The sequence below is a fragment of the Elstera sp. genome (assembly GCF_044372965.1).
Taxonomy (GTDB): Bacteria; Pseudomonadota; Alphaproteobacteria; order Elsterales; family Elsteraceae; genus Elstera.
Genome location: NZ_JBILQX010000049.1, coordinates 1 through 21,994, shown reverse-complemented (window position 1 = coordinate 21,994; position 21,994 = coordinate 1). Strand labels below are relative to the sequence as shown.

At 63.0% G+C, this 21,994-nt stretch carries 19 protein-coding genes; 9 read left to right on the top strand and 10 right to left on the bottom strand.

Translation table 11 applies throughout. The annotated features are described in order from the left end of the window. Nucleotides 1-976, bottom strand: a 976-nt coding sequence (locus ACIQ36_RS08510) for an alanine racemase (RefSeq protein ID WP_395828207.1), incomplete at its 3' end; no start/stop codon positions are given. 96 nt (nucleotides 977-1,072) lie between these two features. On the opposite strand from ACIQ36_RS08510, the gene ACIQ36_RS08505 reads away from it, so the two are divergent. Beyond that, the gene (locus ACIQ36_RS08505; protein WP_395828205.1) at nucleotides 1,073-1,984 is read left to right on the top strand and encodes a LysR family transcriptional regulator; all 912 of its coding nucleotides are present in this window, start codon (nucleotides 1,073-1,075) and stop codon (nucleotides 1,982-1,984) included. Nucleotides 1,985-2,027: 43 nt separating this feature from the next. Here the strand turns inward: ACIQ36_RS08505 and ACIQ36_RS08500 are convergent, their stop codons facing one another. Then, the gene (locus ACIQ36_RS08500) at nucleotides 2,028-2,798 is read right to left on the bottom strand and encodes a sulfite exporter TauE/SafE family protein (RefSeq protein WP_395828203.1); all 771 of its coding nucleotides are present in this window, start codon (nucleotides 2,796-2,798) and stop codon (nucleotides 2,028-2,030) included. Between the two features lie 123 nt (nucleotides 2,799-2,921). On the opposite strand from ACIQ36_RS08500, the gene ACIQ36_RS08495 reads away from it, so the two are divergent. Beyond that, nucleotides 2,922-3,386, top strand: a complete 465-nt coding sequence (locus ACIQ36_RS08495; protein WP_395828201.1) for a (2Fe-2S)-binding protein — start codon at nucleotides 2,922-2,924, stop codon at nucleotides 3,384-3,386. Beyond that, nucleotides 3,383-6,853: a molybdopterin cofactor-binding domain-containing protein gene (locus tag ACIQ36_RS08490; protein WP_395828199.1), complete on the top strand. Its 3,471-nt coding sequence runs from the start codon at nucleotides 3,383-3,385 to the stop codon at nucleotides 6,851-6,853. Before ACIQ36_RS08495 ends, ACIQ36_RS08490 begins: the two co-directional genes overlap by 4 nt. Nucleotides 6,854-6,865: 12 nt before the next feature. Here ACIQ36_RS08490 and ACIQ36_RS08485 read toward each other — a convergent pair whose 3' ends face one another. The 8 genes from ACIQ36_RS08485 to ACIQ36_RS08450 all read right to left on the bottom strand — a co-directional run bounded on the left by ACIQ36_RS08485 (nucleotide 6,866) and on the right by ACIQ36_RS08450 (nucleotide 17,157). Then, nucleotides 6,866-8,914 carry a pyridoxamine 5'-phosphate oxidase family protein gene (locus ACIQ36_RS08485; protein WP_395828197.1) on the bottom strand — a complete coding sequence of 683 codons (2,049 nt, stop codon included), beginning with the start codon at nucleotides 8,912-8,914 and terminating at the stop codon, nucleotides 6,866-6,868. 25 nt (nucleotides 8,915-8,939) lie between these two features. Next, nucleotides 8,940-9,560: a glutathione S-transferase family protein gene (locus tag ACIQ36_RS08480; RefSeq protein ID WP_395828195.1), complete on the bottom strand. Its 621-nt coding sequence runs from the start codon at nucleotides 9,558-9,560 to the stop codon at nucleotides 8,940-8,942. 136 nt (nucleotides 9,561-9,696) lie between these two features. Beyond that, the gene (gene xylB, locus ACIQ36_RS08475; protein ID WP_395828193.1) at nucleotides 9,697-11,142 is read right to left on the bottom strand and encodes a xylulokinase; all 1,446 of its coding nucleotides are present in this window, start codon (nucleotides 11,140-11,142) and stop codon (nucleotides 9,697-9,699) included. Nucleotides 11,143-11,335: 193 nt separating this feature from the next. Then, complete coding sequence (gene xylA, locus ACIQ36_RS08470; RefSeq protein ID WP_395828191.1) at nucleotides 11,336-12,643, bottom strand: xylose isomerase; 1,308 nt, start codon at nucleotides 12,641-12,643, stop codon at nucleotides 11,336-11,338. Between the two features lie 60 nt (nucleotides 12,644-12,703). Then, nucleotides 12,704-13,447: an ATP-binding cassette domain-containing protein gene (locus tag ACIQ36_RS08465; protein WP_045775761.1), complete on the bottom strand. Its 744-nt coding sequence runs from the start codon at nucleotides 13,445-13,447 to the stop codon at nucleotides 12,704-12,706. Between the two features lie 16 nt (nucleotides 13,448-13,463). Next, a complete protein-coding gene (locus ACIQ36_RS08460; protein ID WP_395828189.1) occupies nucleotides 13,464-14,666 on the bottom strand; it encodes a sugar ABC transporter permease in 1,203 nt (400 codons plus the stop codon). A 74-nt stretch (nucleotides 14,667-14,740) separates the two neighbouring features. Then, complete coding sequence (gene xylF, locus ACIQ36_RS08455; RefSeq protein ID WP_395828187.1) at nucleotides 14,741-15,787, bottom strand: D-xylose ABC transporter substrate-binding protein; 1,047 nt, start codon at nucleotides 15,785-15,787, stop codon at nucleotides 14,741-14,743. Nucleotides 15,788-15,945: 158 nt separating this feature from the next. Next, entirely contained in the window at nucleotides 15,946-17,157 is a 1,212-nt protein-coding gene (locus ACIQ36_RS08450; protein ID WP_395828185.1) for an ROK family protein, read from the bottom strand. A 194-nt stretch (nucleotides 17,158-17,351) separates the two neighbouring features. Between ACIQ36_RS08450 and ACIQ36_RS08445 the strand changes: the two genes are divergently transcribed. From ACIQ36_RS08445 to ACIQ36_RS08420, 6 genes are all read left to right on the top strand, one after another. After that, nucleotides 17,352-18,125: an SDR family NAD(P)-dependent oxidoreductase gene (locus tag ACIQ36_RS08445; protein WP_395828183.1), complete on the top strand. Its 774-nt coding sequence runs from the start codon at nucleotides 17,352-17,354 to the stop codon at nucleotides 18,123-18,125. Beyond that, on the top strand, nucleotides 18,122-18,892 hold the full coding sequence (locus tag ACIQ36_RS08440) for an alpha/beta fold hydrolase (protein WP_395828181.1): 771 nt from the start codon (nucleotides 18,122-18,124) through the stop codon (nucleotides 18,890-18,892). The genes ACIQ36_RS08445 and ACIQ36_RS08440 overlap by 4 nt, the downstream gene beginning before the upstream one ends. After that, complete coding sequence (locus ACIQ36_RS08435) at nucleotides 18,885-19,508, top strand: pentapeptide repeat-containing protein (RefSeq protein ID WP_395828179.1); 624 nt, start codon at nucleotides 18,885-18,887, stop codon at nucleotides 19,506-19,508. The genes ACIQ36_RS08440 and ACIQ36_RS08435 overlap by 8 nt, the downstream gene beginning before the upstream one ends. 128 nt (nucleotides 19,509-19,636) lie before the next feature. After that, a complete protein-coding gene (locus tag ACIQ36_RS08430; RefSeq protein ID WP_395828177.1) occupies nucleotides 19,637-20,635 on the top strand; it encodes an aldo/keto reductase in 999 nt (332 codons plus the stop codon). Nucleotides 20,636-20,645: 10 nt separating this feature from the next. Next, on the top strand, nucleotides 20,646-21,149 hold the full coding sequence (fae, locus tag ACIQ36_RS08425) for a formaldehyde-activating enzyme (protein WP_395828175.1): 504 nt from the start codon (nucleotides 20,646-20,648) through the stop codon (nucleotides 21,147-21,149). Continuing rightward, nucleotides 21,146-21,994 (top strand): aldehyde dehydrogenase family protein (locus ACIQ36_RS08420; protein ID WP_395828173.1); only part of this gene is annotated, 849 nt, incomplete at its 3' end. The genes fae and ACIQ36_RS08420, both read left to right, overlap by 4 nt.

Here is a 21,994-nt window from a genome sequence, read left to right as displayed (position 1 = left end):
AGATGACGCCATGCTCCTGATTCACCGACGTCACGATCAGATCGGGCAGGATTTTTCCCGCCTCGTCACAGACGATGCCATAGCCTTGGTCTACCGCCTGCGAAGCTGTGCCCCGGTCGCGCGACATGGCCATCCATCCGGCGTCGATCAAAACCCAGCCGCGTGCCGACTGGTGCCCAATCACAGTTGTCAGAACTGACAGAGCAATATCGTCCGGGCGGCAGACACCGATGCCTGCCATTACCAAATCAAAAAAGACATAGACGCCCGCCCGCAGTTCCGTAACGCCGGTCAGGTCACGGGCCGCGTGGGCCGTAGGGGTCGAGCCCACACTCACCACCCGGCAAGGCAGCCCCGCTATGCGCAGGGTCTCGGCGGCAGCGACGGCAGCGGCGCGCTCCTGCTCAGCGAAGGCGGCGTGCGCCTCGTTCCCAACAATCGTGTAACTTTCACCAGCGTGGGTCATGACACCGCGCAATTCCGCACCGCCTTCGTGAACGATCCGGCCTACGGCAATCAGGGTAGGATCGTCCGCCCTCAGCCCGCCGCGATGATTATCGCTATCGATCTCGATCAGTACGGGAATGGCATGATCTGCCGTGCGCGCGGCAGCGGCCACGGCCTCTGCCTGACCGACCGAATCGAGAATCACGCACAGATCGCAACCCTTCGCCCGCAGCGCGAGCACTCGATCTAGCTTTTGGGGCGCGATGCCCACGCCATAGAGAATATCGCGTACACCGGCTGCGAAGAAGGCTTCTGCCTCGGCCAGGGTAGAAACGGTAGCGGGACCAGTGCTGCCGGTCAGTTGGCGGCGTGCGACATCCACCGATTTCGCGGTCTTCAGGTGCGGCCGCAAGGCGACGCCAAGGCTTCGGGCGTGCTGAGCGAGTCGGTCAATGTTGCGCGTCATCTTTGCCTCGTCCAACAGCAGACAGGGGGTTGGAAGGGCGGCAAGGCGGGAAGGGGCTGGCATGGCATGCTCCTCGGGGTTCGAGATCATGCCGAGAATAGCCCTCCTGGCAGAAAGTAGATATTCACAGAAACTGATATAGATATTAAGCTAGACTTAATGCTTGCCATAACCGATCTCCGCTTTCTGTACGCCATCTCGAAGGCTCGATCCCTAGCCGCTGCCGCCCGCGCGCTTGATGTCACGCCGCCAGCCGTGTCCCAGCGGCTCGCCCAGATCGAAAACCGGCTGGGTCTGCGTCTGGTCGAACGCGGTGTGGGTGGATTGCATCTGACGGCGGAGGGGGAGTTGCTCGCCTCCCGTGGAGCCGTCATCCTTTCCGATCTCGATGAATTGACGGATGTTCTGGCCGAACGGCGTAGCGTCGTCTCCGGTCCGTTGCGGGTGATCGCCCCCTTCGGTTTCGGGCGGGTGCATGTGGCCCCGCCGATGGCATCCTTCGCCCTGCAACATCCGGAAGTCACACCGAGCCTGATCTTGACCGATGACCCGCGCGGGACCATGCGGATCGACGGCTGGGATGTGCTTATTCATGTCGGGCGGTTGCCAGATCTCGATATCCTACAACGTAAACTGGCCACGAACCGTCGCTTGCTCTGCGCGGCCCCCGATTATGGGGACCGTCACGGGTTTCCAGAACGGCCTTCCGATCTCCGAAATCATCGCTGTGGCGTGGTACGCGAGGATCAGGCCGATGTCACCCTTTGGTCGCTCACGGGGCCAAGTGGAGAGAAGGAAACCATCCGCATCCATCCGGCTTTCGCCAGTAATGATGGCGAGGTTATCCGCGCCTGGGTGCTCGCGGGAATGGGGATTGTCGAGCGCTCGGAATGGAGTGTCGCGGCAGATCTGCGTGAGGGGCGCCTTATCTCGGTTCTGGACCAATGGGGGCTGCCCGATGCCGATGTTATCGCTCTTCTGAACCCGCGTTCAGTGCGGGCGGCCCGGACCGAGTCTTTCGTTCACCACCTCGCCGAAACGCTGGCAACTCGATCCTGGTTGAGGGCATAAACTCATCCGACTGACGGGAGTGTGTGAGACGGACTTTGTCCGCCTAAAACACGCCCAAACCGCGCAAACCGTCATAGGTCAGCTTCAGCCCGGCGACGAGCAGCAGGAGGTGGCTGAGTTTGTAGAAGGTCTTGCTGTCCATCCGCTTGGTCAGCCAATAGCCGATCCATATACCTAAGGGGGCGAGCGGGGCTAAGATCAGCGCTTGGCTGAAGTTGGTCGCATCAATCTGCCCGAACCACAGATAGGGCACCAGTTTCACGAAGTTGACGATGGCGAAATAGACGACCGTGGTGCCCGCCAGCAGCATTTTTTCCATCCGCTGCGGCAGCAGATACATCAGCAGCGGCGGGCCGCCCGCGTGGGCGATGTAGCTGGCAAAACCCGAGACACCCGACCAGAAAAAGCCTTTCGGGTTAGATTGCGGCGCGGGTTCGGCGGATTTACCCCGGTTCAAGAGCGGCTGCACCCATTGCAAGGCGGTAAACACCAAGGCATTCGCGCCGATGGCGATGCGCACCGCATAATCGTTCAAATGACCGAAGGCGAGAATGCCGAAAAATATCCCCACCATCGCCCCCGCCAGCAACACGCCCAACTGTTGGCGGCTCCAGCTTTTGCGGTAGGCCCAAAGACCGAAAAGGTCCATCAAACAGAGAATCGGCAGCATCAGCCCCACCGCTTGCCCCGGCGGCAGCACGAGGGCCAGCATCGGCACCGTGAGCGCACCCAGCCCCGACAGGCCGCCTTTGCTGATTCCGGTAAGAAGAACGCCAGGAACGGCGAGCGCATAGAAGGCGAGATCGAGGCTCATAATCCTCACACTATAGGCGCACGATCCGACCGGCGTAAACGCCGCTGTTCCGGCGCGCGCGCGCGTGCCAAGATTACCCAGAACCGCAATTCTTCATCGGCTGCAACGATCATTGTGACCCAGGTGCCCACGCCGTCCCTGCCCCTCACCGTCAACGGCCAAACGTTTGCCATACAGGCAGCGCCGGAAACACCGCTGCTGTATATTCTGCGCAATGATCTTGCTCTCAATGGCCCGAAATACGGCTGCGGGCTGGGGGAATGCGGGGCGTGCGCTGTGCTGGTGGATGATCAGATCGCCCGCGCTTGCACGGTTCCACTCGGCGCGGTGCGCGATAAAAAGATCGTGACCTTGGAGGGTTTGGGAACGCTGGCAGCCCCTCATCCAGTCCAGGCGGCCTTTATCGCCCAGAATGCTACCCAGTGCGGCTATTGTCTGAACGGCATGATTATCGCAACCGTCGCCCTGCTGCACCATACCCCCGCCCCCACGGAGAGCGATATTCGCGCCGCCCTGCGCCATCATCTTTGCCGCTGCGGCGCGCATATGGAAATTCTGGCGGCGGTCAGGGCGGCGGCACAATCATGAATAGGCTTGATACGCTGCTGGTTCTGCGCGACGGCGAAACCTTTCTTGCGCTGGACGCGCGCGGCGAGGCGACGGCGTTTAACGGCCACGTCGATCTTGGTACCGGCATTCGCACCGCGCTGGCGCAGATCGTGGCGGAGGAACTATCGATTCGCGTCGATCAGGTCGAAATGGTCCTCGGCAGCACCCAAATCGGGCCGGACCAGGGCGCGACGATTGCCAGCGAGACGATCCAGGTCAGCGCCATTCCGTTGCGACAAGCGGCGGCGACGGCGCGGGCGTTTTTACTGGGTCTTGCCGCCGAGCGCCTCGGCGTGCCGACCGCCGGCCTGACCGTGATCGATGGCGTCGTTCAATCGACGCAAGACCGGAATCTTTTCATCCCCTATTCGGCCCTGCTGGCGGGCCAGTGCGCCCGCTTGGACTTGGACCCACACGCCCCGCTAAAACCCATGGCCGACTATACTATTGTCGGCCAGCCACAGCCGCGCGTCGATCTGCCCGCGAAAGCGACCGGCGTTTGGACCTATGTTCATGACGTGCGCCTGCCGGGGATGCTGCACGGGCGCGTTATCCGCCCGCCCTATGCGGGGTTCGACAGCGGCCCCCACGTCGGCACCAGTCTCATTGCTGTTGATAAAACGTCGGTGGCCGAGGTTCCTGGGCTTGTCGCGGTGGTGGTGATCGGCGATTTCGTTGGGGTGGTTGCGGAGCGCGAGGAAAATGCTGTTCTCGCGATGAACCGCTTAGCGGTATCATGGCGGCCCGCGCCGACCATGCCGGACCTCAATGACCCCGTAACCGCCCTGCGCGCCAATCCCTCGACACCCCGCCGCTTGGCCGACCGAGGCGATATCGCCTTAGCCTTGGACGGCGTGACGCAGCGGATGGACCGGTCCTACGTCTGGCCGTACCAGATGCACGCCTCCATCGGCCCGTCCTGCGCCGTCGCCGACTATCGGGATGGGGAATTAACGGTTTGGTCGGGCACGCAAAACCCGTTTGAGGTTCGAAACGATCTAGCTTTACTGCTCGATCTGCCCCAAGACCGCATCCGTGTGGAGCGTTTTGAGGCCGCTGGCTGCTACGGGCGCAATTGCGCTGATGATGTGACGGCGGATGCCGCGCTTCTCTCCCGCGCCGTGGGTCGCCCGGTGCGCGTGCAACTCACCCGCCAGCAAGAACATGCGTGGGAGCCCAAGGGCGCGGCGCAGGTGATGGATGTGCGCGGCGGGCTCGATTCGGAAGGCGGGCCAATCGGCTATGATTTCGAAACCCGCTATCCTTCGAATGTTTCGACCACGCTGGCGCTCCTTCTCACCGGGGCCGTGCCGCCCGTGCCGGTCACGGCGGATATGGGCGACCGCACCGCCCTGCCCCCCTACGCCTATGGCAATCTGCGCGTCACCGTGCACGATATGCCGCCGATTGCCCGCGCCTCCTGGTTTCGCGGGGTCTCGGCCCTGCCGAATAGTTTCGCCCATGAATCCTTCATCGACGAGCTTGCGACCGCAGCTAAGGTTGACCCCATCGAGTACCGCTTGCGCTACCTCACCGATCCCCGCGCGGTCGATCTGGTGCGCGCGGTTGCCGAGCGGGCCAACTGGGTGCCGCACACGAAACCGGGCTCCTTAGGCGGCGACGGCGATATTCTCTATGGGCGCGGCTTTGCCTATGCCGTTTATGTCCACGGCCCCTTCCCCGGCACCGCCGCCGCCTGGGCCGCCTGGGTCGCCGATATCGCGGTGAATAAGCGAACGGGCGAAATTGCCGTCACCCGCGTCACCGTAGGCCAAGATTCCGGCCAAATCGTCAACCCCGAGGGCGTGCGCCACCAGATTCACGGCAATGTGCTGCAATCGACCAGCCGCGTGATCAAGGAAGTCGTGGAGTTTTCCCCAACCGCCGTAACCAGCCTTGATTGGGGAACCTATCCGCTGCTCACCTTCGCGGACGTGCCCGCTATCGACGTGCTGATGATGCCCCGCCCGGACGATCCGCCGTTGGGGGTGGGGGAAAGCGCGTCGGTGCCCAGCGCGGCGGCCATCACCAATGCGCTGTTCGACGCGACCGGCGTGCGCTTTCGCGAGCTACCGTTGACGCCGGAGAAAATACGCGCGGCACTGAACCCGCTGCCCCCACCGGACGCGCCGCCGCCTATTCCTCCCGCGAAAGACTGGCGTCGCTGGCGCTTACCGCTCGGCGGGGTGTTCGCGGGAATGGTCGCGACCGCCGCCGCCGTTCTGCCCTGGCAGGCCAGCATCGCGCCAATTCAGCGGCCCGATGCCAGCGTTTTTTCAGCGGCGACACTTGAGCGCGGGCGGCTTGCGGCGGCGGTGGGCGCGTGCAATATCTGCCATATCGGCGCGGACGGCACCGCCTTTGCCGGGGGCCGCGCGCTGGAAACCCCGTTCGGTATCGTCTATGCCCCCAACATCACCCCCGATCCCGAAGCCGGAATCGGCGCATGGTCCTACCCGGCGTTCGAGCGGGCGATGCGGCGCGGCATTGCGCGCGACGGGCATCACCTGTATCCCGCCCACCCCTATCCATCTTTCACCAACGCCAGCGAAGCCGATCTTCAGGCGCTCTACGCCTATCTGATGGCGCAACCGGCCTCGGCGACGCCCTCGCCGCAAACGACCTTGGCTTTCCCCTTCAATTTCCGCCCCCTGATGGCCGGGTGGAACGCGCTGTTCCTGCCGAAAGCCGCCGTCCCGCAGGAACCTACCCGCAGCGCCGCCTGGACGCGCGGCGCGGAACTGGTGGAAGGGCTCGGCCATTGCAGCGCCTGCCATAGCCCGCGCAATGCCTTCGGGGCGGAAATGCGCGGCACCGACCATCTTGCGGGCGGCACAGCGGAAGGTTGGCACGCCCCCGCCCTCACCGCCAAAAGCCTTGCGCCGGTTGGGTGGACGGAAGCCGCCTTCTACGACTATCTCAGAACCGGCTGGTCCGCCGAGCATGGCGCTGCCGCCGGGCCAATGGCCCAGGTGATCGCGTCCATGGCTCCGTTGCCCGACAGCGATATTCGCGCGATGGCGACGTATCTCGCGAGCTTCAACGAAACCCCGCACGATCCCGAGGCCACCACGCAAAAAGCGCTCCTCGCCAGTGATGCCGCCGCTTTGACTGCCGCCCAAATCGCCCCGAAAGGCGCGCGCTTGTTCGACGGAGCTTGCGCGTCCTGCCACACGAATACGAGCGGTCTTGCCTCGCTCGCGCTCAGCAGCAGCCTGCACGCGCCCCGCCCGGATAATCTGCTTCAGGCGATTCTGCACGGGCGTCCTGCCCCGCAAGGCCCGCGCCTACCCAACGGGGAAAGCGCGACGGAGGTAACGGCGATGCCCGCGTTCCGCGATACCCTCAGCCCGCAACAAATCGCCGATCTCACCCGCTACCTGCGCGCCCGCTTCGCCCCCGATAAACCGGCGTGGAGTGATCCCGCGCGTGCAATCAAGCCTTGAGCCAGGATCGCCCTAAAGATCAAGGGTAAGTGATCCTCCGGCGGCGGGGGTGGCGGAGCACAGGCGTAGGTCATCTCCCTGCTGCCGGGCGGGTCCGGCGGACTGATGCGCCCGCACATCGATCACGCGGGTCAGGCAGGTGCCGCAGGTGCCCGACCGGCACTCGAACGGCGGGGTTAGCCCCTGGGCTTCGGCGAAATCGAGCAGGCTACCATCCCCAGGGTGCCAGACGGCGGTTTTCCCAGAGCGGGCGAAAATGACGGGCATAGGCTCGGTCGCCGCAACCGACCCTGAGGACGGCGTGAGGCACTCAGGGTCGCGCGCGAGCTGTGCCGGGCCGAAACTTTCCGCAAAAATGCGCGCGTCGGCCACGCCCAAGCGGCGGAGCACCCCATAAGCCGCCTGCATGAAACCCGGAGGACCACAGAGATAGGCGTCGTAATCGTCCAGCGGCAGTAGCTTTTGCAGCCCCTCGACGCTGACATGGCCCGTGCCGTCATAGCCTGCATCCTCCGGACGCGGGACGGAATAGAGCGTGTGCAGCGTGAAATTTTGATGGCGCGCACCATACTCCGCCAGCGCCAGTTTAAACCCGTGCTCGCCGCCATGCCGCACTGCATAGATCAGATAGACCTTCCGGTTCGGCACGCGGGTGCGGTCAGTCGGCCCTAACAACGCATCAAGCATCGCCAGCATCGGCGTAATCCCAATGCCGCCCGCCAGCAGCAAAACCGGGCGCGGCGAGGTAAGATCGAGCGTGAACTCCCCACGCGGGGTAAGGCAGTCCAAGGTATCGCCAACGCGCATCTGGTGGTGCAACCACGTCGAAACCCGCCCGTTGCGCTTGATCGAGAGGCGATAGAAGCGGCCATTGGCGGCGTGCGACAGGGTATAGGTACGCTTCAGCACCTCGCCCGCCACCGTCACCGCAATCGGCAGAAACTGGCCGGGGATATGGGGAACAATCCCACCGCCATCGGCGGGCTCTAAGTAGAACGAGCGTACACTATCGCTCTCCGGCTCAATCGCCATGATGCGGAACGGCCGGTAGCGCTGCCCGTCGGCCTGGGCGGCCTGCGCCGCCGCAACCGCCTCCCACGATCCCGTCGCCGCCACATAGGGCGATGGCTCTGGCGCACTCCAGCGCAGGGGCAACGCTTCTCGCAGCAATCGTCCCTCGGATAGGGTGAACTGCAACAGCCGCTCGGCCCCGGCGAAAGCCGCCACCTCCGGCCCGTCCCAAATCACGGTCGCCGTGCCGGTGAGAAACAGCATATCGCCCTTAGCAAAATCCAAGAACAACAGCCCCGCCAGCGGGTTGATTTCGAGATTGCCGAAGGTGCGGAACTGGAAATTGCCCAAGAAATCCGGAGAGGTCAGTACGCTCCCCCCCTCTTCCTCCGTTACCCGCACAAAGCCGGGTTTGCCGCCGCGATGGGATACGTCGCAGCCCTTTAAGGGCGCGGACCCTTCAGCGTCAGGGGAAGCGGTTGCGATGAAAAACGTATCAGCGGCTTCGATCAACGCGCGCGCGCCCGCTGGCAGGGACGCGCCAAACTCTTCGGGCGGCGGCAGATCATCCGGCAGCGCGACCCAGCGATGCTGGCGCACTTGAATATACTGGGGACAATTACCGAAGCTTTCGTCCACCGCCAGGGTGAACCCCGTGGCGCCCTGTTCGCGTACAGTGGCGTTCAGCCGATTGCGGCGGCGGGTTTCAAGCTCGATCCCGAGCAGCCCGAGCGGCGTTCCCACGCGGATCGACCCCGCCAGCGGATCGCCTGATGCGGGATGCGCCTTTACCTGCAAACGGCGCGGATCGGGCGAGGTCATGAACCCCGGCGGCCCGGTGAGGACCGACGCCCAGGGCCGCGCACGTTCATCTAAACCGCCGATCAACATCAGCGGCAATTGCTCGAAAAAACTGCGGTGCTGATCGGGCATAAAATCCCGAATAACGCGGCGGCCCACCTCTTCCTGCCGCACGCGCACGCCGATCCGGTCCTGAACCGCCGCCTCGCCCGCGTGAAAAGGAGACCGCGACACTGTTTGCTCACCCATAGCAGCCTCCCCCTCCATCGAGACTTTAAGCGGCAAGGCCGACTTTCGTCGCCTGCATCGGCACGAACCCCGGCAGGGCTTCGATGCGGGCAAGCCACGCCCGGATTGCCGGATAGGGCTCCAACGATACCTCCCCTTCCGGGGCATGGGCGATGTAGGAATAGAGCGATACGTCGGCAATCGTCGGGTTGGCCCCGGTCACGAAAGCGCGGCCCGCAAGCTGACCGTCGAGCACGCCGAGCACGCCGCCCGCAATCGCCTTGGCGCGGTCGTGATCGAGCTTCGCGCCGAATACCGTCACCAGCCGCGCCGCCGCCGGGCCGAAGGCAATCAGCCCCGCCGCAACCGACAGCCACTGCTGAACCCGCGCCGCCGCGACCGGCTCCTGCGGATACCAAGTGCGGGCGGGATCATAGGTTTGCGCCAGATAAACGAGAATGGCATTGCTGTCGAACAGCACGGTCGCGCCATCTTCCAACACCGGCACCTGCCCGAACGGGTTCAGCGCTAGAAACTCCGGCGTTTTATGCGCGCCGCCGCGCAAATCGACCGGCACGAGGTCGTGGGGAACACCCAGCAGCGATAGAAAAAGCTGTGCGCGGTGCGAATGGCCCGATAACGCGAACGAATGAATACGGATGGCCATAGGGAAAAACCTCCTGCTTGGGGTGACCTTCAGCGCAGCGGTTTCTCCCCACCGCGCCTCCCGGAAACCCTAGCGGAGGCGGTTTAAGGCAAGAATATAGCGATATTAAAACACACTCTTGTGATTTTCGGAATAATCACGTCGGTCGATACGCCGCACGGTATTCGGCATAACGCGCAGCATACGCCTCCCGCCACGCCGGATTCGGCAGAATTGTCCGCTCCAGCGGCGGCGGCAGGCAGAGGCCGCGCGGGTCTTCCCCCGTTACCGCCAAGCGCGCTAGCCGCGCGGCACCAAAGGCCGGGCCGAGGTCGCCACCGCTGCGATACTCCAGCGGTTTGCCCAAGATCGACGCCAAAATCTCCCCCCACAGGGGCGAGCGCGCACCGCCGCCAATCACAGAAAGGCTGTTCACCTCGGTTCCGGCGGCCGCGAGCGCGGCGAGCCCATCGGCAAAACTAAAGCCGACCCCCTCCAGCACCGCCCGCCCGAGATCGCTGCGCCGGGTGGCATGAGTCAGGCCGGAAAACAGGCCGGTGGCGTGCGGGTCATTATGGGGCGTACGCTCGCCCGAAAGATACGGCAGGAATAGCACGCTTCCCGGCCCTTGGGTTTCCGCCTCAATTTCGGCGAGCAACGCGGCCTCGCTCGCGGCCCCCGTCACCCGGCTAACCCAGGTGAGGCAGGAAGCGGCGCTGAGCATCACCGCCATCTGATGCCAGCGCCCCGGCACCGCGTGGCAAAAACTATGTACCGCCTGGGCCGGGTTCGGGGCGAAGTCGGGCGTCGCTACAAACAAAACGCCGGAGGTGCCGAGCGAAATAAAGCCGCTGCCCGGCTCGATACAGCCGATCCCGACCGCGCCCGCCGCATTGTCGCCCGCGCCGCCCGCAATCACCACGCCAGGGGGGAGGCCCCAATCCTGGGCCAATTCCGTCCGCAACACGCCCGCTGGGGCCGAGCCTTCGACGAGCCCCGGCATCGCCGACAGCGGCAGGCCCGTAGCCGCGACCATCTCCGCCGACCAAGCCCGCGCCGCCACGTCGAGCCACAGCGTGCCTGCGCTGTCGGACATGTCGGAGAGATACGCGCCGCTGAGCCGCAGACGCAGATAATCCTTCGGCAGCAGCACTTTCGCCACCTGCGCGAAAATCTCCGGTTCGTGGCGCTGCACCCACAGCAGCTTCGGCGCCGTGAAGCCCGGCATGGCCAGATTGCCGGTAATCTGGCGCGATTCCGGCACCCGTTCTTCGAGCAAGGCACATTCCGCGCCGCTGCGGCCATCGTTCCACAGAATCGCCGGGCGCAGCACCCGATCCTGCCCATCCAGCAACACCGCGCCGTGCATCTGCCCGGAGAGGCCCAAGGCTTTCACCGCCGCAACTTCCTGGGGATGATCCTGCCGCAAGCGCCGCATCGCTCGATCCAGCGCCGCCCACCAAGCGTTCGGGTCTTGCTCCGACCAGAGCGGCTGCGGGCGTTGCACGGTCAGCGCCTCGCTGGCCTCGCCAATCACCCGCTCGTCGCCATCGACCAGCAGCGTTTTTACAGCAGAGGTGCCAAGATCGATCCCGAGATACACGATGCGTCCCTTTGCTTTAAATGCATCAAATGTCGGGGCTTTGCCCCGAACCCCAACCAAGGGACTTGTCCCTTGGCAATCCCATTTTCTTGATCCTGAACCCCAACTGGCGATCAGCAAAATCGCGGATTCTCAAGGGGCCGTCGCCCCTTGAGCGGGGTTGAGGGGCGGAGCCCCTCACTATGCTCAACCGTTAAACGAACCGCTGAACTAGGTTTTCCAGCATTTCCTGCCGCCCGGAGACCGGTTGCGGCGCGGGGCCGGTGGTGGCGGCATCGGCGATTGCGCTGAGGGAAAGTTTGCCCGACAGAATGTCCGCCCCGAAGGTGCTGTTCCAACCGGAATAACGGTCGGCGACGAAGGCCGCGAGCTGGCCGTCGAGAACCATCTGTTCGGCGTTCAGCAGCGCGCGCGCCAGCAGGTCGAGCCCGCCGACATGGCCGTGCAGCATATCGACGGCGTCGATGGATTGGCGGCGCACCTTGGCGTCGAAATTGAAGCCGCCAGTTTCAAGCCCGCCCGCTTGCAGGAGACGGTAGAGCACCAGGGTCGTTTCCTGCAAATCGGCGGGGAACTGGTCGGTATCCCAGCCGTTCTGCGGGTCGCCGCGATTGAGATCGACGCTGCCGAGCAGATTATGCCCGAGCGCATAGGCGATTTCATGCTCGAAACTATGGCCCGCGAGAGTGGCGTGATTGACCTCGATATTGAGTTTCACTTCGCCCAGTAGGCCGTAGTTCGCCAGGAAGGCATGAACCGTTGCGCTATCGAAATCATACTGATGTTTGGTGGGCTCGCACGGTTTCGGCTCGATCAGAATGGTGCCCTTGAAGCCGATTTTATGCTTATGCTCCACCACCAAATTCAGGAACCGGCCCAATTGGTCGAGTTCTTGGCGCATATCGGTATTCAGCAGCGTGTCGTAGCCTTCGCGGCCGCCCCACAGCACGTAATTCCCCCCACCGAGACGATGCGTTACATCGAGCATCGCCCGCACTTGCCCTGCGGCATAGGCGAAAACATTCGGGTCGGGGTTGGTTGCGCCGCCCGCCTGGTAGCGCGGGTGCGAAAACAGGTTGGCCGTGCCCCACAGCAACTTAAGGCCAGTCTGGCTCATTTTCTCCGCGAAATAATCGGCAATCGCATCGAGGTTCGACCAGCCTTCGCGCAGCGACGTGCCGAGCGAGACGGCATCGACATCGTGGAAGGCGAAATAGGGCATGCCGGTCTTCTGGAAGAAGGTGAAAGCCTCGTCGGCCTTAAGCCTAGCGCTCTCCAACGTGTCGGGCAGCCCCAGCCAGGGGCGGTTGAAGGTGCCGCCGCCGAAAACATCGCTGCCCGGCCAGCAGAAGCTATGCCAGTAGCAAACCGACGGGCGTAAATGCTCTACCATCGGCTTGCCCAGCACCAGCCGGTCGGGCTGATAATAGCGGTAAGCCAGCGGATTACGGCTGTCCGGCCCTTCAAACTGGGCGGCGGGAAGATCGGCGAAATAGGACATAGCAAGTCTCCTCAGCCCGAAGCCGGGCGGATTTGGGTCGTAAGGTCGAGAAAGAGCGAGTTAGGCGGGCGGACGGCCCGTGATAATCATGGCCAGCACATCGTCCTGGGTCACATCGGCGGTGTGGCAGTCGCCCACCACGCGCCCGCCTTTCATAACGGTCAGCCGGTCGGCCAGCTCGAAGACATCGTGCAAATCGTGGCTGATAAGGAAAATCCCCAGGCCCTGGCGCTTCAACTCCTGGATCACATTCGCCACCATTGCCGTTTCCTGCGGGCCAAGGGCGGCGCACGGCTCGTCCATAATCAGGATTTGCGCTTGGAAATGGATGGCGCGGGCAATCGCAATCGATTGGCGCTGCCCGCCCGAGAGGCTGCTGACCGGCGCGCGGACCGATTTAAGATCGACGACTTTTAGCTTCGACAAAACATCGCTGGTCGCATGCTCCATCGCCGCATCGTTCAGACGCCCGAGGGGGGTAACGATTTCGCGGCCCAGGAACACATTCGCCACCGCGTCGAGATTATCGGCGAGGGCCAGGGTTTGATAAATCGTCTCGATGCCATTGGCGCGCGCGTCACGCGGCGAGCGGATCGTGACCGGCTTACCGTCGATCAGAATTTCGCCGCCGTCGGCCTCATAAGCCCCGGAGAGGATTTTAATCAGCGTCGATTTACCCGCGCCATTATGCCCGAGCAGCCCAACAACCTCGCCCCGGTGCAGCGTGACCGACACGTCATCGAGTGCGACGACGCCGCCGAACTGCTTATGGATATTACGCATTTCAATCAGAGGGGTTCGCATCGGATCGGCTCCCATCTCAGGCCACACGGCGGCGATAAACGACATCGGCCCAAACGGCCAGGATCAGCACCGATCCGATCACGACCTGCTGCAAGGCGCTAGGCAGGCCGAGCAGCACCATGCCATTCTCCAGGCTCTGCATAATGACCGCGCCCAAAATCGCCCCGGCAATCGACCCGGCCCCGCCCGCAAGGCTGGTGCCGCCGATCACGACCGCCGCGATCACCGAGAGTTCCGCCAAGGTGCCGGTGGAATTCACCCCGGCATTGAGCCGCGCGGTCGCCAAAATCCCCGCCACCGCCGCGAGAATACCCATGATGATGAAGATCATCAGAACGAGGCGGCGCACGTCGATCCCGGCGAGGCGCGCGGCCTCGGGGTTGCCGCCAAACGCAAAGACATAGCGGCCAAAGCGGGTGGTGCGGGCAATCGTTTCCATAATCAGAACCGTGCCGATCAGCAGCAGAACCGGAATGGGAATCCCTTGCGGAATCTGCGTTCCGGGCCGGTTATAGGCGTTCATCGTCATCACAAAGGCGAGAATCGCGCCGATCCAGAGGCCGCCCGTAAGAACATCGCCCCACAGCGGCTTTTCGGCAAACCCATAGCTGCGCCGCCGCCGCCGCGCCGCGATGATGCGGAACAGCACCAGTGCAATCGCAAGCCCGCCGAGAACCCAACTCCAGAAGGCCCCGAGACTGCCGCGCAAGCCGCCGCCGAGAAGCTGGAAATCCTCTTCCATCGGCGCAACCGTGCGCCCTTCGGTCATCATCCAGGCGACGCCACGAAAAATCAGCAACCCCGCCAAGGTGACGATGAACGAGGGCACCGTCCGATAAGCGATCCAGAACCCCTGGAACGCACCAATGGCAATGCCCACTGCCACCGCGCAGAGGATCGTCACCGGCGTATTCCACCACACCTCCGGCGGCAGAATCTGCACCTGAACCACGGCGGCAAACATGCCAATCGCACCCAGGACCGAGCCGACCGACAGATCGATATTCCGCGTTACGATGACCAGCACCATACCGGTCGTGAGAATGCCGACCATCGAGGTTTGGACGGCCAAATTCCACAAATTGCGCGGCGAGAGAAACGCGCCTTGCGTGAAACTATTGAAGACCAACGCGATCACGACCAAAGCCCCGGCCATCGCCAGCAGGCGGGTGTCGAGCCCCGTTGCCGCCGCGAGGCGACGGATAGAAAATTGCGTCATGCGAGGCGCTCTCTGCCGAACGTTTCTTCTTGGGCACCGGGGAGCCCGTAAGCCCCCCGACACCTGACCTAATATTACTTACACGCAGCCGGCGGGTTCGCCGTCGCGCCCCGGCAGACTTGTTCCTTCGTGCTCCACCCGGCGCTAATCACAGCGTCGAGATTGTCGCGGGTCACGGGAACCGGCTTCAGCAGGATCGTATCCAGCGAGACCTTATTGGGGCCATCGGCCCATTTGAAGGCACCGGGGATCTTATCCATCGCCGTGCCCTTAGCGAGTTCGGCGGCCACTTCGGCGGCTTTCTGGCCAAGGGTGCGCGCGTCTTTCCAGATGGTTACGGTTTGCAGGCCGCGGGCGATGCGGTTCAGGGCGGCTTGGTCGGCATCCTGGCCGGAGATGGGAATCCCGGAGAGGCCCTGCGCCGTCATCGCCGCAACCGCACCGCCCGCCGTGCCGTCATTGGCGGCGACCACGGCATCGACCTTATTGTTATTGGCCGTCAGAATCTGCTCCATATTCTTCTGAGCATTTTCCGGCAGCCAACGGTCCGTGTACTGCTCGCCAACGATTTTAATATCGCCCTTATCAATGGCGGGCTTCAGCACTTCCTTCGAGCCCATCGCCAGGAAATCGGCGTTCGGATCGGCATTATAGCCTTTGATGAAAACGTAATTGCCGGTCGGCTTCGCCTTTTGAATTTCGCGCGCCATCATCCGGCCCACTTCGATGTTATCGAAGGTCAGATAGAAAACGCCCGGCACTTCGATGAGGCGGTCGTAGCCGAGAACCGGGATTTTTTCGGCTTTGGCTTTGGCGACGGCGGGTTGAATCGCCTGGGCATCTTGCGCCAGCACGATCAGCGCCTTTGCGCCGCGCGCGATCAGGCTTTCCACATCGGCGAGCTGCTTTTGCGGGTTCGACTGGGCATCGGCGCTGATGTATTCGGCCCCAACGGCGGCAAGCTGCTTTTTGATGGCGGCCTCATCGATCTTCCAGCGCTCTTCTTGGAAATTCGACCAGGACACGCCCACAACCAGTTTCGACTGTGCTTGTGCGCCCGTTGCAAGTGCGAGCAACGAGGCGCCTGCGACCAGACCCAATGCTAAACTCTTGACGTTCATATCTGTTTCCTCCGGTTTGCGGCCCTCTGTGGGGCCTTTTCACACTGTCGTCAGAGGATATACCCCCTGCCGTTCATCCAGTTTTGCGTGCGGCGCAGCATTTATTTTGGATGTTAAAATAAATGGTAAAAGCTGTTGGACTTGAATGCAAGCGCTCTCTAACCCAACCGATGCCAAGGAGCCGAATAAAGCCCGCGCACGACCAAAGCCGCCGCCCCCCGCGCCCAGAGGTCCAGCCCATCGGGCAGCGCTGAGAGCGGAATTTTGCCAACCAGCGGGGCAATTAACCCGTCTTCAAGCGCCCTTGCCAACGGCTTTAACAACAGATCACCCGCACGCACGCCCGACCCTGCGAGAATGATCCGCGTTGGATTGAGCAGATTACAAACATTGGCAAGCTCCTGTCCCAGGGCAGCCCCCGCTTCGGCAAAAACCGCTTGAAGCTCGCTGCTCCCCGCCCGCGCCCCGGCAATCGCCGCAATCAATTGGCCGCTGGGCAAGGCACCCGGTTGCTCCGGCAGAAAGGGCGCGGCGGCACGCGCTATCGCGTAATCGGCGGTAAAGGCTTCAAGGCACCCGCGCTTGCCGCATTGGCACAAAGGCCCCTCGGCCCGGTGGCGCGTATGGCCGAACTCGGTGCCGAGGCCCAAGCCGCCGCGCATCACCTCACCGCTGCTGACAATCGCCATGCCAAGCCCTTGATCGAGCGTCACCACGAGAAAATTATCGCTGTGCTCGGGTGGACCGAACCAGACTTCAGCCAAGGCCACGAGCCGCGCCTCATTGTCCATCACGCAGGGCACGCCAAAAGCAGCGCTCAGCGTTTCCGCCAGCCGCAGCGGCCCGTCCCCAAACAGGGGACTCCAGTGGCAAATGCCGCTTGCCGCATCGATCATGCCCGGCAAGGCGATACCGACCCCTGCGATCTGGCCCAAGGTGATCCCGGCCTCCAAGCTAGCCTGCCGCAACCCGGCTTCGATCAAGGCGAGCGTCGCCGCCACACCATCGCGCTTAGGATGGGCGGGAAGCGCGAGCGCATGAAATTCCTCCGCTTTGAGATTGGCGACGCTGAAGGTCAGCCGATCCGCCGAAATATTCACCCCCAGCACCGCCGCTGCATCGGCCCTGACACGCAACAGCACCCGGGGCCGTCCGCGCCCCCCAATATCGTCCTGAACCTGAGCTTGAACCACCAAGCCCTCGTCTTGCAAATCCTGCACAATGGCCGAAATGGTAGCGGGCGATAGGTTCGTGCGCTGGGCAAGCTCGATCCGGGCAATCGGCTCGTGCCGCCGCAAACAATCAAGCACATGGAAGCGGTTAATCGCCCGCATCCACTCCGAATCCGCCGTTTTCATACTGCCGGTCATTCTAGCCCATGCTGATAAAAGGGGTCGCACGCTTTGAGATAGCGCCTAATTTTGCCGCACATACAAGGGCCTATCGACCTTACCCCTGTGAAAAACCTTCCAAACAGACCTTAGCGTCATTTTTTTAATAGCGAGTAGAGCTTTTTAACCTTTTAGCCTTACACTCGAAGCGTAAGCTTCTTGAGGTTTGTTCGATGCCGCTCCCCATTCTACCGAAAACCCCGTCTTTCCGTCTTGATGGTAAGCGCGCGCTCGTAACCGGCGCGGGGCGCGGGTTAGGGATGGCTATGGCCGTCGCCCTGGCAGAAGCCGGGGCTTGCGTCACGCTCGTGGCGCGGACAGCGAGCGAAATTTCGGGCGTCGCTCACGCGCTCATGGCACGCGGCGACCATGCCGATACGCTGGTTCTGGACGTGTGCGATGTTCATGCAGCGGCAGCGGCACTCGCGGCCCGCCCGGCCTATGATATTCTAATCAATAATGCCGGCACCAACCGCCCGAAACCCTTCCCCGAGGTAACGGCCGACGATTACCGCGCGGTGATGGATCTGAATGTCGAGGCCCCGTTTCGCTTCACCCAGATCGTGACCGACCGGCTGCGCGCCGAACAGCGGCGCGGTGTGGTGCTAATGATTTCCTCGCAGATGGGCCACGTCGGCGCGGCCAATCGCGCGCTCTATTGCGCCTCCAAACACGCGATTGAGGGGATGACCAAGGCGCTCGCCGTCGAGCTTGGCCCCCACGGTATTCGCGTGAATAGTATTGCGCCGACATTCTTCGAAACGCCGTTGACCCGCCCCTATTTCGACGATCCGGCCTTCAAGGCGGCGGTCTTGAGCAAGATCAAGCTCGGGCGGCTCGGCCAAGTGGAAGATATTATGGGCGCGGTCATTTTTTTGGCTTCCGATGCAGCCGCAATGATTACGGGTACCTCGCTGCTCGTTGACGGCGGATGGACGGCGGAATGATCGATAGCCACCGCCCGCCGCTCTTGCTGTTGCCCGACCTTCTCTGTACCGGCGATATCTGGGCGCGCCAATCGGATGGGCTTGCCCAGAGTGCCGATTGTCGCCTTGGCGATCTTACCCACGACGATAGTGTCGAAACTCTGGCCGCGCGCCAGTTGGCAACCAGCCCCTCGCCTAAGTTTTCGGTCGCCGGGATTGGGCTCGGCGGTATTGTTGCTTTGGAAATGCTCCGGCAAGCCCCCCACCGGATTGAACGGCTCGCCCTCATCGCAACCGGCCATTTGGCAGAATCGCCCGACCGGCAAGCGCAGCGCCTGACCGAGATTGATGCCGCGCGCGAGATGGGAGTCGACGGGTTTGCGCGCACCCGGCTCGTCCCTGGCTATAATGCTCAAGAGCGCCCGCTTTCCGGGGCGAATGCGGATTTGATCGTTCGGATGGCCGCGCACCTTGGGCACGGCGTCTTTCGGCGGCAGTCGCTGGCCCTGCGCGATCGGCCCGATCAAAGCGCGACACTTGCCGCCTTCGTTGGCCCTGCGCTGCTGCTGTGTGGTTCGGACGACGCGCTCTACCCGGTCAGCCTGCATACCGACATGGCGCAGTTGCTCCCCCAGGCCACCCTGCGCGTTATTCTCGGCGCGGGGCACCTGCCGCTCCTAGAAGCACCGGAAGCCGTTACCGAAGCGCTCGCTGCGTGGTTGGCCCAGCCGGTGCCGCCGCGCTTCCCCGATTTGGATGAAACCGAGATGGATCGCGCCGATGACTGACCGCGCCAAAGGGGGTTCCCTCCCCAAAACCACCACCACCCAGGCGGGGGTCGATTGGAACGGGGCCGACTTAAACCGGGAGAAGTTCACTAATACGCTCTTCACCGATCTCGACATGATGGAGGCGCGCGCGATTGGGACAGTGTTTACCGACTGCCTGTTTCGCAACGGGCGGTTTAACGCCTCGGTCCACCAAAGCGCCGCTTTCGTGAACTGCACCTTCCTTGCGTGTAAATTCTTCGATACGCAGTTTATCGACTGCAAATTCGTCGGCAGTCGCTTCGAGGGCTGCTCCTTTGAGGTTTTGAAGGTCAAGGGCGGCGACTGGTCTTTTGTTGGGCTGGCGGGGGCCGATTTGCGCTCGGCCTCCTTCACCGGCACGCGGCTGCGCGAAGCGGATTTGACCGGTTCCCGCTGCCAAGGCGCGGTTTTGCGCGACGCCGATCTCTCCGGCGCGTCGTTCGACAAAGCCGATTTAACCGGCTGCGATCTGCGCGGAAGCGATTTAAGCGCGATTGATCCCGCGCAGGTGGCGTTGAAAGAGGCGATCATTACCGTCGATCAAGCCATCACCCTCGCCCAAGCCCTCGGGCTAGACGTGCGGGCAGACGAATAGGCCCGCCTCGCCGCATCTCATAAAGGCATGGGCCTATCGGAATTCGATGTTTTTCAGCCGCCTGCTTCCGCGCCTAGGCTCTTCTCAAGCGCCCCCCAGAGGGTGCCCCGATGGGAAGAGGAACGTTTATGGAGCAGGTTCGGTTTGGGCGCAGCGGGCTGCGCACCTCGCGCTTTTGTTTGGGCACCATGTCCATCGGCAGTTCGGCCTGGAAAGGCTGGGTGCTGGATGAGGATAAATCGGTTCCCATTCTTAAAAAGGCACTCGACCTTGGCATTACTTTTTACGATATGGCCGATTGGTATTCGAACGGCGTCAATGAAGAGGTCGTGGGCCGGACGCTGCTAAAGCAGACCGCGCGCGACGGGCTAGTGCTTGCCTCCAAAGTCTTCTACCCGATGAGCGACGACGCTAACGATCAGGGGCTCACCCGGAAGCATATTTTCCGCTCCATTGATCGTTCCTTGCGCCGGATCGGCACCGATTATCTCGATCTCTACGTCATCCATGCCTTCGATCCGAATACCGAAATCGAGGAGACGATGGAAGCGCTGCACGATGTCGTGCGCTCAGGCAAGGTCCGCTACCTCGGGGCCTCCACCATGTACGCGTGGCAGTTCGCCAACATGAACGCTATCGCTAAGCAGAACGGCTGGACGCAGTTCATCAATATGCAGTGCCAGTACAGCCTGCTCTACCGCGAAGAAGAGCGGGAGATGATGCCCTATTGCCAGGACGCGGGCATTGCCGTCACCACCTTCAGCCCCTTGGCGCGCGGCTATCTGACCGGCGTGCAGCAGACGGCGCGGACGGCCCACGATCTCTACCTCTCCTGGTTCGGCGACGCCATTGATGTCGAAATCAGCCAGCGCGTTCATAAAGTCGCCCAACAACGCGGCGTGCAGCCGGGGCAGATCGCCCAAAGTTGGGTGTTCCACAGCGGCAACGTCACCGTGCCCTTGATCGGGGCCGATAGCCCGGAGCAGGTCGAGGCCGCCGTAAAAGCCCTTGATATCGTGTTGAGCGACGAAGAGCGCGCCTATCTCGAAGCGCCCTACCGCCCTCGCGACATGATTAACGATTACAACCCTATTCGCCGCCTGCGCGCCCTTGCGCCGGAGGCTTGAGGATCAGACCATGTTCATCGGTGAAGGTTTTTGCGGTGGCGGGGCCAATGCCGCCCATATCAATCTCTTTATGGGGCCAAAGACCGGCCCCATCGGCACGGCGCTCGCCACCGCAGCGGCGCAACCGGGGCCGGGGCATATTCCGTTTCAGACCATTCTGAAGCCGAATTTGCCGGTAAAACCCGTCACCCTTTTCATCGCCAAGGCGGTTTTGCGCGATAGCAACCACGAGACGATGACCTGGGGCCCGGCTCAAGCAGGCGTCGCCTATGGGATGACCAAGGCCCTGCTTGACGGGATTTTTCCGCCCGAAGCCGCCGAGGATTGGGTGGCGATTGCCGCCGTCTGGGTCAGTTGGAACGCCGACGACGCCGACGCGGTCTATAAGAATAACCAAGAAGCCGCCTTCATGGCCGCCCAGCGCGCCCTCACCCAAGGCTGGCCTAGCCGGGCGGAGCTGGAAGCAGGGCTGAAGAGCATCGGCAATCCTTTCTACACCCCGGCCCAGGCATGAACCCGTTTCTGCGCACCCAGGCCTTCAGCGGCGGGGAATGGATCGGCGCGGCTAGCGGCGCGACCTTCCCGGTAACGAACCCCGCGACGGGCGAAATCCTGGCTGAGGTGCCCGATCTTGGGGCTTTCGAGACCGAGGCGGCGATCACCCACGCCGCCGCCGCGCAAGCCCTCTGGGCCGCGCGCCCGGCAAAGGAACGCGGCGCAATTCTCAAGCGCTGGGCCGATCTGATGATGGCCCATCAGGCCGATCTCGCCGAGCTTCTTACCCTGGAGCAAGGCAAGCCGCTGGCGGAAGCCAAGGGGGAAGTCGCCTATGCCGCAAGCTTCCTCGAATGGTTCGGCGAAGAGGCCCGCCGCGCGTCCGGCGAAGTGATCCCCTCGCCGCGCAGCGATAGCCGGATTCTAGTGATTAAGCAGCCGGTTGGCGTGGTGGCGACGGTGACGCCGTGGAATTTTCCCTATGCCATGCTCACCCGTAAAGTTGGCCCGGCACTGGCCGCAGGCTGCACGGTCATCGCCAAACCGGCAGAAGACACGCCGCTTTGCGCCTTGGCCCTGGCTGACCTCGGCGTGCAAGCCGGGGTTCCGGCGGGCGTCTTCAACGTGCTCACCGGCGACGCGGCAACCATCGTCGGCGCGTTGATGCGCAGCGAAACGGTCCGAAAAATCTCGTTCACGGGTTCGACCGAGGTCGGGAAACTGCTGCTGCGCCAAGCCGCCGATACGGTGAAGCGCGTTAGTCTCGAACTCGGCGGCAATGCGCCGTTTATCGTCTTTGACGATGCCGATGTAGACGCGGCGGTTACGGGCGCGATGGCGTCGAAATTCCGCAACTCGGGCCAA

Excerpts from the sequence above, each read along its gene's own strand:
- ACIQ36_RS08505 (WP_395828205.1), top strand. The coding sequence starts at position 1,073 with ATGCTTGCCATAACCGATCTCCGCTTTCTGTACGCCATCTCGAAGGCT.
- ACIQ36_RS08500 (WP_395828203.1), bottom strand. The coding sequence starts at position 2,798 with ATGAGCCTCGATCTCGCCTTCTATGCGCTCGCCGTTCCTGGCGTTCTT.
- ACIQ36_RS08490 (WP_395828199.1), top strand. The coding sequence starts at position 3,383 with ATGAATAGGCTTGATACGCTGCTGGTTCTGCGCGACGGCGAAACCTTT.
- ACIQ36_RS08485 (WP_395828197.1), bottom strand. The coding sequence starts at position 8,914 with ATGGGTGAGCAAACAGTGTCGCGGTCTCCTTTTCACGCGGGCGAGGCG.
- ACIQ36_RS08480 (WP_395828195.1), bottom strand. The coding sequence starts at position 9,560 with ATGGCCATCCGTATTCATTCGTTCGCGTTATCGGGCCATTCGCACCGC.
- xylA (WP_395828191.1), bottom strand. The coding sequence starts at position 12,643 with ATGTCCTATTTCGCCGATCTTCCCGCCGCCCAGTTTGAAGGGCCGGAC.
- ACIQ36_RS08465 (WP_045775761.1), bottom strand. The coding sequence starts at position 13,447 with ATGCGAACCCCTCTGATTGAAATGCGTAATATCCATAAGCAGTTCGGC.
- ACIQ36_RS08460 (WP_395828189.1), bottom strand. The coding sequence starts at position 14,666 with ATGACGCAATTTTCTATCCGTCGCCTCGCGGCGGCAACGGGGCTCGAC.
- xylF (WP_395828187.1), bottom strand. The coding sequence starts at position 15,787 with ATGAACGTCAAGAGTTTAGCATTGGGTCTGGTCGCAGGCGCCTCGTTG.
- ACIQ36_RS08450 (WP_395828185.1), bottom strand. The coding sequence starts at position 17,157 with ATGACCGGCAGTATGAAAACGGCGGATTCGGAGTGGATGCGGGCGATT.
- ACIQ36_RS08445 (WP_395828183.1), top strand. The coding sequence starts at position 17,352 with ATGCCGCTCCCCATTCTACCGAAAACCCCGTCTTTCCGTCTTGATGGT.
- ACIQ36_RS08440 (WP_395828181.1), top strand. The coding sequence starts at position 18,122 with ATGATCGATAGCCACCGCCCGCCGCTCTTGCTGTTGCCCGACCTTCTC.
- ACIQ36_RS08435 (WP_395828179.1), top strand. The coding sequence starts at position 18,885 with ATGACTGACCGCGCCAAAGGGGGTTCCCTCCCCAAAACCACCACCACC.
- ACIQ36_RS08430 (WP_395828177.1), top strand. The coding sequence starts at position 19,637 with ATGGAGCAGGTTCGGTTTGGGCGCAGCGGGCTGCGCACCTCGCGCTTT.
- fae (WP_395828175.1), top strand. The coding sequence starts at position 20,646 with ATGTTCATCGGTGAAGGTTTTTGCGGTGGCGGGGCCAATGCCGCCCAT.